The 14328-nt window shown below is 49.4% G+C and carries 14 protein-coding genes; 1 reads left to right on the forward strand and 13 read right to left on the reverse strand.

What is annotated here, in order from left to right; genetic code table 11:
• Window positions 1-409: 409 nt before the first annotated feature.
• The 13 genes from ACTRC3_RS00880 to ACTRC3_RS00940 form a co-directional block, all read right to left on the reverse strand.
• Entirely contained in the window at window positions 410-1111 is a 702-nt protein-coding gene (locus ACTRC3_RS00880; RefSeq protein WP_178038324.1) for an L-ribulose-5-phosphate 4-epimerase, read from the reverse strand.
• Between the two features lie 37 nt (window positions 1112-1148).
• Window positions 1149-1997, reverse strand: a complete 849-nt coding sequence (locus tag ACTRC3_RS00885) for an L-ribulose-5-phosphate 3-epimerase (protein ID WP_440320855.1) — start codon at window positions 1995-1997, stop codon at window positions 1149-1151.
• A gap of 26 nt (window positions 1998-2023) precedes the next feature.
• Window positions 2024-3073 carry a hypothetical protein gene (locus ACTRC3_RS00890; protein WP_440320857.1) on the reverse strand — a complete coding sequence of 350 codons (1050 nt, stop codon included), beginning with the start codon at window positions 3071-3073 and terminating at the stop codon, window positions 2024-2026.
• 46 nt (window positions 3074-3119) lie between these two features.
• Window positions 3120-3878 carry a DeoR/GlpR family DNA-binding transcription regulator gene (locus ACTRC3_RS00895; RefSeq protein ID WP_440320859.1) on the reverse strand — a complete coding sequence of 253 codons (759 nt, stop codon included), beginning with the start codon at window positions 3876-3878 and terminating at the stop codon, window positions 3120-3122.
• A gap of 91 nt (window positions 3879-3969) precedes the next feature.
• A complete protein-coding gene (locus ACTRC3_RS00900; protein ID WP_349164823.1) occupies window positions 3970-4266 on the reverse strand; it encodes a PTS sugar transporter subunit IIB in 297 nt (98 codons plus the stop codon).
• Window positions 4267-4310: 44 nt separating this feature from the next.
• Window positions 4311-5801, reverse strand: coding sequence for a PTS ascorbate transporter subunit IIC (locus ACTRC3_RS00905; protein WP_440320861.1), 1491 nt, complete (start codon window positions 5799-5801; stop codon window positions 4311-4313).
• A gap of 70 nt (window positions 5802-5871) precedes the next feature.
• Window positions 5872-6330: a PTS sugar transporter subunit IIA gene (locus ACTRC3_RS00910; RefSeq protein ID WP_158363505.1), complete on the reverse strand. Its 459-nt coding sequence runs from the start codon at window positions 6328-6330 to the stop codon at window positions 5872-5874.
• Window positions 6331-6356: 26 nt separating this feature from the next.
• On the reverse strand, window positions 6357-7460 hold the full coding sequence (ulaG, locus tag ACTRC3_RS00915; RefSeq protein WP_440320863.1) for an L-ascorbate 6-phosphate lactonase: 1104 nt from the start codon (window positions 7458-7460) through the stop codon (window positions 6357-6359).
• A 384-nt stretch (window positions 7461-7844) separates the two neighbouring features.
• Window positions 7845-9062, reverse strand: a complete 1218-nt coding sequence (locus ACTRC3_RS00920) for a S41 family peptidase (RefSeq protein ID WP_440320865.1) — start codon at window positions 9060-9062, stop codon at window positions 7845-7847.
• Window positions 9063-9140: 78 nt separating this feature from the next.
• On the reverse strand, window positions 9141-10358 hold the full coding sequence (locus tag ACTRC3_RS00925) for a murein hydrolase activator EnvC family protein (protein ID WP_440320867.1): 1218 nt from the start codon (window positions 10356-10358) through the stop codon (window positions 9141-9143).
• A 64-nt stretch (window positions 10359-10422) separates the two neighbouring features.
• Window positions 10423-11331 (reverse strand): permease-like cell division protein FtsX, encoded by a 909-nt coding sequence (ftsX, locus tag ACTRC3_RS00930; protein ID WP_440320868.1) that lies wholly within the window; start codon window positions 11329-11331, stop codon window positions 10423-10425.
• Window positions 11321-12010 carry a cell division ATP-binding protein FtsE gene (gene ftsE, locus ACTRC3_RS00935; RefSeq protein WP_178038333.1) on the reverse strand — a complete coding sequence of 230 codons (690 nt, stop codon included), beginning with the start codon at window positions 12008-12010 and terminating at the stop codon, window positions 11321-11323. Before ftsE ends, ftsX begins: the two co-directional genes overlap by 11 nt.
• A gap of 22 nt (window positions 12011-12032) precedes the next feature.
• Window positions 12033-13121 (reverse strand): helix-turn-helix domain-containing protein, encoded by a 1089-nt coding sequence (locus ACTRC3_RS00940; protein ID WP_178038334.1) that lies wholly within the window; start codon window positions 13119-13121, stop codon window positions 12033-12035.
• Between the two features lie 331 nt (window positions 13122-13452).
• Here ACTRC3_RS00940 and ACTRC3_RS00945 point away from each other — a divergent pair, with 331 nt between their 5' ends.
• Complete coding sequence (locus ACTRC3_RS00945; protein WP_440320870.1) at window positions 13453-14316, forward strand: YitT family protein; 864 nt, start codon at window positions 13453-13455, stop codon at window positions 14314-14316.
• The last annotated feature ends 12 nt before the right edge of the window (window positions 14317-14328 follow it).

Genomic DNA, 14328 nt, shown 5'->3' on the forward strand with positions numbered 1-14328 from the left:
GATAATCTCCTTTCAATATGAATCTCTTTTCGGGCAGAACACCGGAAGATGCAAGGGAGCCACCCGATACATCTTCCCAGTCTCATGGACACAGGAAGGATAATCCAATTCTTTCAAGCTTTGCGCTTGTTTCCCGCGCCTATAGGTATCCCCGTAGGGGATTCCCAAAGGAGTCTGCCTGATTTATTCACATGTAGTTAGCGTTATCTAACTCCCTGTATCGTAACAGATTCCATTTTTTAAGTCAATGCGCGGATGCCCTTTTCTCATAGTATTGACAAAGATTATCAAATTATTTACTTTGAAAACATCGATTCAAATTTCTGAAACGAAAGCAGCTGCGTGAACAAATAAAAAACAGCAGTTGAATCACATGGGATCCGGCTGCTGCTTTCTTATCTCTCTTTCTTTATCTCTTAATCTGTCCGTAGTAAGCATTCGCACCGTGCTTTCTCAGGAAATGCTTGTCCTGGATAACCTGCGGTGCCGGCTGTACTCTTGCGTTCAGGATCTCGGTGCGGCATGCCATCTTGGCAACCTCTTCGAGAACGACTGCGTTGTGTACTGCGTTGGCTGCGTCGGTTCCCCAGGTGAACGGTCCGTGGTTGGTACACAGAACGCCCGGTACGTGCATCGGATCGATGCCTCTCTCGTTGAAGGTCTCGATGATAACAAGGCCTGTGTTCTTCTCATACTCACCGTTGATCTCGTCAGCGGTCAGGCTTCTTGCACAGGGAATCTCGCCGTAGAAGTAGTCTGCGTGAGTGGTTCCGTAGCAGGGAATGCTGCGGCCTGCCTGTGCCCAGGAGGTAGCCCACGGAGAATGGGTATGTACCACGCCTCCAATCTTCGGGAATGCCTTGTACAGCTCCAGATGGGTCGGTGTATCGGAAGACGGATTATAATCACCCTCTACTTTATTACCGTTCAGGTCGATAACTACCATATCTTCCGGCTTCAGCAGATCGTACTCAACTCCGCTGGGTTTGATTACGAAAAGTCCTTTTTCACGGTCAATTCCGCTGACATTTCCCCATGTATAGGTGATGAGTCCTCTTCTCGGAAGCTCCATATTTGCTTCGTATACCTGTTTTTTCAGTTCCTCTAACACGATTTTTCCTCCTTGAAAATAATACTGCGGACCGCGCTTAGTCGTTTTCTTTCTGATCCAGAAGCTTACGCATGGCAGAATTTGCAAAATGCAGGTCTGCCTTCCAGTCTTCCTTGCCCAGATACCAGAACTCCGTTACATAACGGCGTACGCCCATCTCCCATGCGGTGTCAATCATCGCCGGAAAATCTACCTGTCCCTCTCCGTACATCATGTCGCGGAACTTGCCGGGGACAGTCTCCTTCAAATGCATCGCAACCACATGACCATCGCAGCTCTTAAGATCTGCAAGTACATCGGTTCCGTAGGTGATTGCTGCATTATTGATGTTACCACAATCCGGATATACATTCAAGTAAGTGGAATTAATCTTGTCCACATATTTCATGGACTTTTCGCAGGTATTCATAAATTCTGTTTCCATGGTCTCAAAGCCCATGAGCACGCCTGCTCTGGCTGCCATCCGGGCTGCTTTTTTGAGATTCCGTCCGAAACGCTCTACGGTCTCCGGTGTAGATTCGTCATAATATACGTCATAGCCTGCCAGCTGAATGATACGGACGCCCAGATCGTCTGCCAGCTGAATGGCTTTTTCCATAATCTCCAGGCTTCTGGCCTCTGTAGCCGGATCGCTGCTTCCCAGCGGGTACTTCCGGTGACCGGACAGACACATGCTGCGAATGGGCAGACCCACCTCATACATGGTCTTTACCAGCTCCAGGCGTTCTTCCTTCGTCCAGTCCAGACGGGCCAGCTTCGCGTCGGTCTCATCGATACTGATTTCCACGAAATCGTAGCCTGCCTCTTTGGCCGCCTCCAGCTTCTCTTTCCAGGTCAGCGTGTTCGGCATGGCTTTCTCGTATAATCCAATGCTATATGCTTTCATAATATTTCCTCTCATAGGGAGAGCCCTTACAGGCTCTCAATCTCATAAAACGCGATTTCGTCAATCTCACGGTTGGTGGACAGGATACCCAGCTTGTTGCCCGGTTTCTTGTATACACGGGTATTTGCCGGTCCTACGTTATGATCCAGCACTTCCAGAACATAATCCTTGCCGTCATGGTAGCATGCCATCAGGTCGCGGTCGCCCTTACGGTTGCCGATGATCGCCATACCCTTGCCCAAGATCTCCGCACCCCAGATACCGTGCAGAAACTCATAGGAGCCCTCAAAGGTTTTCACGCAGGTATACTTGCCGTCTGCCTTCTTGTAAATCTTGATGGTGTCGCCGTGGAACGGGGTCATAACCAGCATTTCATCCTCGCCGTCTCCGTCGAAATCAGCGAAGGTCATATCGCTGGCCGGATCCTCGGTCAGAGTTTCTACGGTCCACTCGCCGCCCTTTTCTGCCGGCGGTGTCACCTTGAAAATGCCATTCTCGGTTCCCACGATACCACTCATGACGCCGTCCTTCTCTACGCGGCAGTAACCATGGTTCTTCAGCAGGTTCTCCTTCAGCGGCACCAGCTTCACCTGGTTGTCCTCGTTGATATCGCTTAAATCCGCCGGAAGCTCGCCTACCCAGATCTTACCCGGCATACTCCAGTCGTCCTTGAACTCATGACCGGACTTCAGCGCGCAGGCAATGATGTAGTTTACGCCGCCTCTGGTCAGGATATCGAAACGATGTACGAAGGGCAGGTCTACGATGGTCTTTACTACCCAGTCATTCTTTCCCTTCGGGGAAGCCAGAATGATCTTTGCCTCCTTGGAATCATTCGGTGAATAGAATTTATGGGTAGCAAGGAACTCGCCGTTGCTTCCCGGAATCTGAACCATAGTCATAACTCCGCCCGGCTCGTCCCATACGGTCTCCTCCAGGTTTCCATCCAGGTCAAACAGCAGGCACTTGTTTACCTTCTCTGCTGCTACCAGCATATGCTCTGTTCCGTTGTAGGTCAGCGGACAGATAGAATAGCATTTCTCAAGCTCATGTGTTTTAATCTTATTTACCTTCATTGTCACAATCTCCTAATCTGTAACTGTTCAGTACCTGACCAGTTACCTAATCTACTTGATATACCCAGGTTCCCATTTCTCGAAATTCACGGACCATCTGCGCCGGGGCATTTACGTCCGTGATAATATTTTCTATCTTCTCCGGCGGACAGGATACGCCTCCGGTTCTGATACCGAATTTGGAGCTGTCTGCCAAAATATAGGTTGTTCCAGTCACTCTCTGAAACATCATCTGATTCAGGTTTACCTCGCTCATCATCTCTGTCACCATACCGATATCCGGACTGATACCCGTACATCCGACAAAGCACTTTTTCGCGGCCACATAGGCCAGACTGTTCTTGGTGAAATCACCCACCATGGCGCCCTTCTGATAACGGAGTTCTCCGCCCAGAAGCACAATGGTCGCCTGGGAGGGATTCTCTTCGTTGATAATATTTCCATTATTTGTAATGATCGTTACATTCCGGCTGGTGATATATTTTACCATAGCAAGAGCTGTGGAGCTGGTATTCAGAAGAATACTGTCTCCATCCTCCACCAGACCGGCCGCGTATTTTGCGATCCGCTCCTTCCGAAGCTCCCGGCTGTTCTGGCGCGGAACCTCCGCATTTCCTGTGCGCGCTCCTCCGTAGAAACGCTCCAGCAATTTATGTTCTTCCAGATACTGGAGATCGCGTCGAATCGTCAGAGGTGATACCTGCAGCTGCTCCGATAAGCTGTTTACAGATACATCTCCACCATTCCTCACGGTCTCCAAGATTCTCTCTCTTCGACTGTTTACAATTGAACGGCTTATTTTCACGACGCCACACTCCTTCTCTCTTATTTACCCAAAACTCAAAAGCGCCTCCCCGCGGCCTTCCAGCCACAGGGAAGCGCCCTCGTTTTAGTTATTACTCAAGCGGCACTCCGGATGCTTTCAGTTTTTCTTCCATCTCTGCCTGGGACATTACGTTCTTCAGACCGATTACATGGACACCCTTTGCTTCTGCTTCCTTGAACATAGAGATGAAGTTCAGCGGGCAGAATACTACATCAAACTGAGTTGCGGAGCTCTTTCCTTCAGAAAGAGAGCAGTGATGCAGCTTTCCAACCTTGATACCCAGAGACTTTACAACCTTCTCTGTAGTCATCTTCATCATCAGACTTGTTCCGGCGCCGTTTGCGCAGCAAACCAAAATGTTCAGCATTGTCGTTTCCTCCTATCGGATTAACTTGTATATTTGACGAATCTTTATTCAGCCTTCTTAGCCTTCAGCTCTTTGTATGCTTCCCAGTCCTCAGTCATCAGGAAGTAGCCTTCCTTGTCAGCTCTGTACTGCAGCTGCGGGATAGCCAGCAGGGCAACGATTACGATTGCCAGACCTGCGTAGCTTAAGTACTTCATCAGAACTGTGAATACCGGCCATACAACTGCCCAGTCCCACATACCAAGGTATCCGCCGTATGCTGCCATACCTACCCAGCCTGCGATTAATGCAGAACCGAATACCTGGCACAGACCGGAGATAAACGGCAGGATAAGTGCTGCCTTCAGACCGCCCTTGTTATTAGCATACACCGCGATGGTCGCATTGTCAAAGAAAACAGGTACGAATCCGGCAATTACCAGTACCGGGCTCTTCAGAAGAATCAGAGCGCCGATGGCAAGGAACTGTCCAAAAGCACCAGCCAGGAATCCAAGCGGTACTGCGTTCGGAGAACCGAAACCGTAAGATACTGCACAGTCTACTGCCGGTACGGAACCCGGGAGCCACTTATTGGCAATACCCTGGAAGGAATTGGTCAGCTCTGTTACGAAGGTACGGACACCCAGCTGCAGGATTGCCAGATATACTGCGAAGTTCAGGCAGACAGTCAGGATATAGAACAGGAAGCTCTGTCCTTCCTTCATAAATCCGGCCTCAGTCAGATAATCTCTGCCAAGAACCAGAAGGATTGCTCCAAAGAATACAGTCATCAGGATTGCGGTACATACCATGTTCTCATTGAAGATGGACATAAAGCCCGGAAGCTCGATATCCTCCAGCTTCTTGGAAGCCTCTTTGCCCTTCTTTACGTCGCGCTCATGCATCTTGCCTGCGATCCAGGAGAACAGTGCTACTCCCATGATCTGCTGATGTCCAAGACAGAAGCCTGCGCCGTCTGTCAGCTCCTGAGTCGGCTTAATGGTCAGGTTGGAGCCTACTGCCCAGTACAGACCAAGTACGATTGCCATTACTACCAGAAGCGCTGTGTTATTGGTAGCCAGTCCCGGCAGTGCGAACAGGATCAGCCAGTAAGCGGTGGAAGCCTGCTGTACCTGCACGTGACCTGTGGTAAACAGGGAACGAAGCTTTGTTACCTTACTGAAACGAACCAGTAAAATGTTGATGATAAACGCAATCAGAAGAAGCAGCATAACCTGTGAAAACGGCTTTCCAAATACTTCCTCCACGCCTGCGGTTACCGCGTTCTGTCCGAAGTACGGGTCAATAACCATAGCGTCCAGATTGAAACGATCCTTCAGACCTACCAGCACCGGCCGGAAGTTGCTTACCAGTCCGCCGGAACCTGCTGCCAGGATCATGTAACCTACGACTGCCTTGATGGTTCCGCCAAGTACATCATACCAGGGTTTCTTCAACAGTACATAACCAATCAATACAATCAGGCCGATCATCCAGGCCGGCTGCTGCAGAATGTTCGTAGCAAAATACGACCATGCTCTCATTAAAATATCCATAACTCTTTTCCTCCTACATTTTCCCCTTTATGATAACTGCAGCCCGACCTCACGGGCCGCAGTCAGGTTCTTACTTGTCCAGATACTTCTCCTGAAGCTTCAGCAGGTCCTCGGGCCCCTCAGCCTTCAGAAGCTCTGCTACCAGCTCCTCGTTCATCAGCATCTCGGACAGACGCATCATATTATTCAGATGCTGATCCGGGTTGCAGGATGCCAGTGTGAAGAACAGCTGAGCGTCCTTTTCCGGGTCGTTTGGGTCAAAGCTGACCGGCTTCTCCAGCTTCATGAAGCCGATGGCCGTCTTATTGACTCCGACTGCGCCCTCCTGGGAATGCGGCATCGCGATGTTCGGCATGATTACGATATACGGACCGTACTTGCGAACGCACTCTACGATGTCATGGGCATAATTGGATTCTACCGTTCCGTCTGCCTCCAGAGACTTACAGCTCATGATGATAGCGTCTTCCCAGTCCTTCGCTTCCTTGGCAAACAGATAATGCTTCTTTTCTACAAACTCTCTTAACATAATCCTTTTCTCCCTTATTCCAAAGCTTACAGACAGGAACGGAACGGAATGTTCTGGGGATGCTCGAAGCAGTCCTCAAAGCCTCTTCTGTGATGATAGTAAATCTTATCCTTATCCTGAGGATAGGTGTACTTTCCGCCTACCTGCCAGAAGAACGGATGGAACTTGTACTCGTTTCTGTCCTTCTTGAAATCATACAGCAGCTTGATTTCGTCGCAGTCAGCCTGGAAGTTGGTCCATACGTCCCAGTGAATCGGAACAACAACCTTACACTGCAGGTTCTCTGCCATACGAAGGATATCTACGGAACTCATCTTATCCTGCATACCGATGGGGTTCTCACCGAAGGAACCAAAGGCAACATCGATATCATAATCCTTACCATGCTTTGCAAAGTAAATGGAGAAGTGAGAGTCACCGGAGTGATAGATGTTTCCGCCCGGAGTCTTAACCAGGTAGTTTACTGCCTTATCATCCATATCGGTGGGGCAAACGCCTGTCAGCTCTTCTCTGTTCTCACTGGTATCGTCTGTGGTAACGATACAGGTACGGTCAAAGCTGTCCAGAGCAACAATCTCCAGGTCCTTGATCTTGATGGTGTCGCCCGGCTTTACGGTGATGCAGCGGTCTTCCGGAACACCCCATTTTACCCAGGTCTCTACAGACTTCTTCGGTCCGATGAACGGTACCGGAATCTCTTTTCCGTTCTCATCTGTAGTAGTCATTCCGCTCTGGATAACATGTGCTGCCCACTCTGCAGACATATGATCCTGATGATAATGGGTTGCCAGAACTGCGTCTACATGCTTGAAAGCAAACGGGTCAATGACGAAAGGTACGTTTCTCAGGTTCGGCTGCATCAGACGTCCGCCGCACATATTTGCCATCTGATGGCCTGGCTTCATCTTGTTGTCGCCATGGGTTCTCTTACCGTTTCCGCACCACAGGTCGATGGTGATATTGGTGTCAGCCGGTGTCTTAAACCATACGCCGGTACATCCCAGCCACCACATAGCCACGTTTCCGGGAGCTACAACCTCGTTCTCGATATCTTCTACGAGCCAGGTTCCCCACTCCGGGAAGGTGCTTTTGATCCAGCTGTCTCTTGTCATTTCGCTAATCTTGGACATTTTTCAAATCTCCCTTTCTTTGCTTAACTTTATGTTTTTTGGTTCCTTATTTCCTATGGGTTTATCTTACATGACGGTGAAATTTCTTTCAAGTACTTTTATGAACATTTTGCATATTTTATGCTCATTTTATGTCTGTTTTGATACTTTTGTCGTATCAAACAATTTATATATGTCTATTGTACAGTTATGTAAACATAGATTTGGCACTTTGTATAGAATATTGATAATTTATGAATTTTTTGAACGTTTTAGTTTTATGTATTTCCTCCTGTTTATCTATTTTTACCTATTTTCGAAAGCTTTCACACATTTTTACGACAAATTTGAACGCAAAAAAACCCGGTCGTAAAAATCCGACCGGGTTTCGCTTTGCAATTTATTTCACTTTTCTGTCAGGATCTCCATCGCCTTCTGCAGCTGATTGTCCTTCTCCTCCGGTATCACCACTTCATTGGCTACAGCCGGATCCAGTTCCACCTCCACGTCTGGCGCAATGCCGATTCCGTGGATGTTGTTGCCGTTTGGCGTGTAGTACTTGGAGACGGTCAGCTTCACGGCGGTGCCGTCGCTTAAGGGGTAGATCTTCTGGACAATACCTTTGCCGAAGGTCTGAGTGCCCACCAGGGTACCGATGCCATAATCTTTGATGGCTCCGGCAAAGATCTCCGAAGCGCTGGCGCTGTTGCCATTGACCAGGACAGCCAGCGGTTTATCAAAGTAGTTCTCGGCGTCAGACTTCAGTTCCTCCCGGTTGCCGTATTTATCTTCCGTGTATACAATCAAGCCTTCCGGAAGCAGGCGATCCAGCATGCTGCAGGCACTGGATACCAGGCCGCCGCCATTATTACGGAGATCGATGATGAGAGCGGTCTCACCCTGATTTTCCAGGTCATCCAGGGCGGCCAGAAACTGATTTACCGTCACGTCGTCGAAGCTGGTCACGGAGATATAACCAATATTGCCATCCAGCAGCTTATGAGCTACGGTAGATATCTCGATCATTCTGCGCTCCACATCGAAGGTCAGATAATCGCTCTCCCCTTCCCGGGCCACAGAGATCGGTATGGTCGTGCCCTCGGCTCCTTTTACTTTGGAGACCACCTTGGTCAGATCCTCACCGGTTACCTCATCATCATCCACCCTGTAGATCACGTCGCCCGGAAGCAGTCCCGCTTCCTCCGCAGGCGATCCCTCGAAAACACGGGTAATGGTAATGATACCGGTGGTCATGTTCTGACTCATTTCCACGCCAATGCCATAATAGCTGCCATTAGTGGAGTCCATCAGACTCTGGTACTCTTCCTTCGTATAATAAGCGGCATAGGGGTCGTCAAGCCCCACGATCATGCCTTTATACAGATAGTTCTCTACCTGATCCGTGTCGATGTCATTCAGATAATAATTCTGAACCAGTGTCTCAATCTCGGTGATTTTATCCTCTACCTGACTGCTGGTCAGATTCAGTTCGCCACTTTCTGCTTTCTTTTCATCAGATGCTTTGGTAAGCGCATTGCTTCCGGCAAAGATACCGCCCGCCAACAGCACGGTGACGAGTATGCCCACGGCAAAGCCTTTGATAAACTGCTTTTTATTTTCCATAATTCCAGTATACGTCCTTATCTTTTGTCCCATGCATGCCAAAACGTCTCACGAGACGGTGCCTGCAAACAGTCATGATCATCCGCCCACGTATGCCGTTGGGTTTACATAACTTCCGTTCTTAATTACGCCGAAATGCAGGTGGTTGCCGGTGGAATAACCGGTGGAACCCACTGCCGCGATAGACTGGCCTGCGCTGACGGTCTGGCCTGCGCTCACATACAGCGCAGAACAATGCATATATACGGTAGACAGATTGTTTCCATGGGAAATGACGATGTAATTGCCGGCAGAACTACTATAGGCCGCCGTGGTCACACGCCCGGAGGCTGCCGCTACGATCGAAGCTCCGTAGGATGCTCCGATATCAATGCCCTTGTGGTTGGTCGACGCGCCTGCTGTAGGCTGGGCACGATTGCCAAATCCACTGGTAATTCTCCGACTGCTGGGACAGGGCCATACGAAGCCGGAGGCTCCTCCATCACCGTCACTGGCCTGAGCGTTGGCTGCTGCCGCCGCCGCGATCTGCTGCTCAATCTGATCCAGAAGCTTCTGCTGCTTTGCCAAATCGGCTTTATACTCTTCTGCATTGCTGTTCTCGCTGTCGATCTGATCCTGATAGCTCTGAATCTGGGCTGTCTTGGTCTTGATCAGAGCGTCTACGGTCTTCTTCTGCTCGGAAGCCGCGCCCGCCATGGCGTCCAGCTCTTCCTTTTCAGATTCCAGCTCCTTTTTCTTCTCTTCCACCGCCTGTTTCTGGGCAATGTACTCCTCCAGCATATTCCGGTCGTAGGCCGTCATCTGCTCCGCATAGCTGGACTTATTCAGAAAATCCGCCATACTTTCGGAGGTAAGAAGCAGCTCCAGATAAGAAGGATTTCCATTTTCGTAAAGATACTGAATCCGTTTCTTCATATCCTCATACTGCCGGGCAGCTGTAGCTTCCGCTTCGTCAAGCTCTGCCTCAGCGGTCGAAATCTCTTCTTTTTTCGCTTCAATATCCTTATTCAGCTTATCGATCTGCTTCGCCAGATCATTTGCCTCCTGATCAAGCTTGGAAATATAGGTTTCCAGATTACTCTTGCTATTTTCCAGATCAGAAATCTTTTTTTTCGTATTGCTGATGTCAGATTTGATATCCTTGATTTTATCCAGGGTATCCTGCTTCTTATCTTCCAGATCGCTGGTATCGATTTGGTTCGCCGTAGCGGACACCCGCAGGTTCTCATTTGTGAAAATACAGCCAGCTGTAAGCGTAGCCACAAGCAGCGCGCTTACCATACGCGTTCTTTTCATTTTATTCTTTATCCTTTTCTATGAGGCATTGTAACGGTTCAATACCTGACCAGTTACGGGGCACTTACACCTTCAGATGCTTCCGGATCGTAAAGAAGCTGCCGAAGAAACCAATGCCTACGCCAAGCACCAAGCCTACCGGAAGCAGAATCCGGAACATATCATTTACCGGAAGGAACTGCAGAAGTCCCGTCAGGGCATTAAATTTATCTCCCACAAAGCCCACCAGCTGTGTATACAGATAATACAGCAGTGCCAGCGGGAAGGCCGCGCCCAGAATACCGATGACAATACCCTCTACCACAAAGGGCGCCTTGACAAAACCGTTGGTGGCGCCGATCAGCTTCATGATCGCGATTTCTTCCTTGCGGACCGCGATACCGATAGTGACCGTGTTGCTGATCAGGAAGACCGATACACACAAAAGCAATATAATCACCGCGATGGAAATATATCCAATCAGCATATTGAAGTTTGTCAGAATATCCGCCACCTGCGCGGACTGGTTAATCTTGCGGACGCCTTCTACACTGCCCAGCCAATCTACCAGGCTCTGCTGATCCTCCACATCATTTAAGTAAATCTCATAGTGAGCCTGGTTGGCCAGCGGATTATCGTCCGCAAAGCCCTCAGCCAGCTGAGGATTGTCCTTAAAGTAAATCGCCTTATACTGTTCCCAGGATTCCTCTGCGGATACAAAGACCGCCTCAGATACCTCATCCCGGGCCTGAATCTTCTCACCGATGGCCTGAATCTCCTCCTCGGACAGACCTTCATCAAAGAACACGGTTACAGCCACGGATTTCTCCGCCTCCCGCACCATGTACTGGAAGTTCTCTACTACGCAGAAAAAGATTCCGAACAGGAAAATGCAGGCGGACATGGTCGCGATGGACGCAAGAGAGAACATTTTGTTACGCCAGATATTTTTCATGCCCTGCTTCAGGCAGTAGCCGATAGAACTAATTCGCATTCTGCTTGTACCCAGCGTTGCGCTCGTCACTGATAATGACGCCTTTGTTCATAACAATTACCCGTTTCTTCATCTGATCTACAATCTCCTGGTTATGTGTTACCACCAGCACGGTCGTACCGCGCTCGTTGATGGTCTCCAGAAGCTTCATGATTTCTCTGGAATTCTTCGGATCCAGATTACCGGTGGGCTCGTCGGCCAGAAGAATATTGGGCCGGTTCACCAGGGCTCTCGCCAGAGCCACACGCTGCTGCTCGCCGCCGGAAAGCTGCTTCGGGAATGACTTATACTTCTCCGCCAGTCCCACCAGGGACAGCATCTTCGGCACATTCTTGCGGATATCCTTGCTTGGGGTCGCGATAACCCGCTGGGCGAACGCGATATTTTCATAGACATTCCGGTCCTTCAGAAGACGGAAATCCTGGAACACCACGCCCAGCTTTCTGCGGTACTTGGGGATGGCCTGCGCTTTCATCTTATTCAGGTTAATTCCATTTACCTTAATGGTTCCGGAGCTGGGATCCAGCTCCTTCAGAAGCAGCTTAATCAGCGTAGACTTACCGGAACCACTGTTTCCTACGATAAAAACAAATTCGCCCTTGTCAATATGCAGCGTCACGCCGTTTAAGGCCTGCACGCCCGTGGCATAGGACTTTGTCACATTTTGCATGTCAATCATTTTTTCACTCCTCAGCCGAAGCTTAATAATCCATAGATTCCATGTACTTCATATACTTTACAACCATCAACGCGATCTTGAAGGTAATCGCGTCCTCAAAAACCCGCAGGTCAAGGCCCGTACTCTTCTGCAGCTTGTCAAGCCTGTACACCAGTGTATTGCGGTGGATATACAGCTGTCTGGAAGTCTCAGACACATTCAGGCTGTTCTCAAAAAACTTATTGATGGTGGTTAGGGTCTCCTCGTCAAAATCATCGGGAGACTTGCCGTCAAAAATTTCCCGGATAAACATCTTGCACAGCGGAATCGGCAGCTGATAAATCAGACGGCCGATACCCAGCGTACTGTAGGCAATAATATCCTTATCATCAAAGAAAATCTTGCCCACGTCAAGAGCCATCCGCGCTTCCTTGTAGGAACGGGACACTTCTTTAATTTCATTTACAATGGTGCCGTAAGCGATATGAACGTGCTCGTCGCCCTCGCTGTTCAGCAGATCACAGATCACCCTGGCCGTACGGTTCAGCTCCGGATACCCCTCATTATCCGCCAGCTCCTTGACCACAATGATATTCTTCTCGTCCACAGCTGTGATAAAATCATGGGACTTGGTGCCAAACAGCGTCCGCACATTTTCCAGGGAAGCCGTATCCTTCTCCCGACCCGTCTCAATGATAAAGACCGCTCTGCGCACCTCAGTCTGGATATGCAGCTTCTTGGCGCGGTTGTAGATATCCACCAGAAGCAGATTGTCCAGAAGCAGGTTCTTGATAAAATTATCTTTATCGAAACGCTCCTTATATGCAACCAGTAAATTCTGGATCTGGAAGACCACCAGCTTGCCAATCATATACGCATCCTCACTTCCGCCGTTCAGCAGAAGAATATATTCCAGCTGCGTATCGTCAAAAATCTTAAAAAACTGGAAGCCCTGAATCACCTGGCTGTCCGCCGGAGAATCAATGAAAGCAAGCACAGACCCTGTATAAGCGTCCGCCTCCGGAAAAGTAGACGCAAGAACTTTACCCTCTGTATCAATCACACAAAGATCAATCCGGGTAATTCCTTTGAGACCGTCAATCGTATTCTGCAGTACCTGATTCGAAATCATAACTCTCTCCGCTCCTTTTTTGCATATAGTTTTTGTATTTGTGCATATCGCCAGTCCCTCTCCCATCGCATATCTGGCAAAATTTACAAAAAAACACCCCTGTTTTCTCTAAAACACTAAATACCTAATCTATATATTAATGCAAAACTACAAAATTGAAAAGAGGAAATGCAAAATTTTTATGCATTTCCGCAATTTACCTTCATAAAATCCCCCAGAAATCCCCTATACATAGTTCACAAAGAAGTATCCGGCAGTTCCCCCTTGCTTTTTCTTACTTCCTATGATAGTTTGAATCGTGGAAAGATCATATTGAAAGGGAATTAACAAAATGACTGTAACTAGAAAAATGAAATTGCGGGACATTCTGCTCATCACCATCGGAACTGCCCTGATGGCCTTCGCCGTAGCGTCCGTCTTCGACCCGGCAAGCCTCATCACCGGTGGCTTCTCCGGTCTGGCCATTATCATCCGCCAGCTCACCGAAAAACTGATCCCTGGCGGCGTCCCCCTGTCCGTCACCAACCTAGCACTGAACATTCCGTTCCTGCTGCTGACCATGAAGCTGAAAGGCTTCCGCTACCTGCTGCGCACCGGCTTCGCCACCGTCATGCTGTCATTCTGGCTGTCCGTCCTTCCGGTCATCCCCATCGCCGAAGGCGACCTGCTGCTGTCAGCCCTCTACGGCGGCCTCATCATGGGCACCGGCATCGGCCTTGTCTTCGTAGCCCAGGCCACCACCGGCGGCACTGATCTCATCGCCGCCCTGATTCAGCACTTCCTTCGGCACTATAGCACAGCATCCATCATGTGGATCCTGGACACCCTCATCGTCCTGTTCGGCGCGTACCTGTTCGGCGTCCAGATGGCCCTCTACGCCATCATCGCCATCTATCTGACTTCCCGCATCGCCGACGGCCTCATAGACGGCCTGAAATTCTCTAAAGCCGCCTTCATCATCACCGAAAAACCCGACGAGCTGTCTCAGATCCTCATGACCGATCTGGACCGCGGCGTCACCGGCATCTCAGCCACCGGCATGTACTCCGGCGACGCCAAGAACATGCTTTTTTGTGTGGTCGCAAAAAAGGAGATCGTACAGCTCAAAGAACTGACGAAAGAGTGTGATCCGAATGCCTTTGTCATCGTGACAGATGTTCGGGAAGTACTCGGGGAAGGCTTCATCGAGCGGTAGAACGCTAACCTG

This window comes from Laedolimicola sp., from assembly GCF_051972735.1.
In the GTDB taxonomy this organism is placed as follows: domain Bacteria; phylum Bacillota; class Clostridia; order Lachnospirales; family Lachnospiraceae; genus Laedolimicola; species Laedolimicola intestinihominis.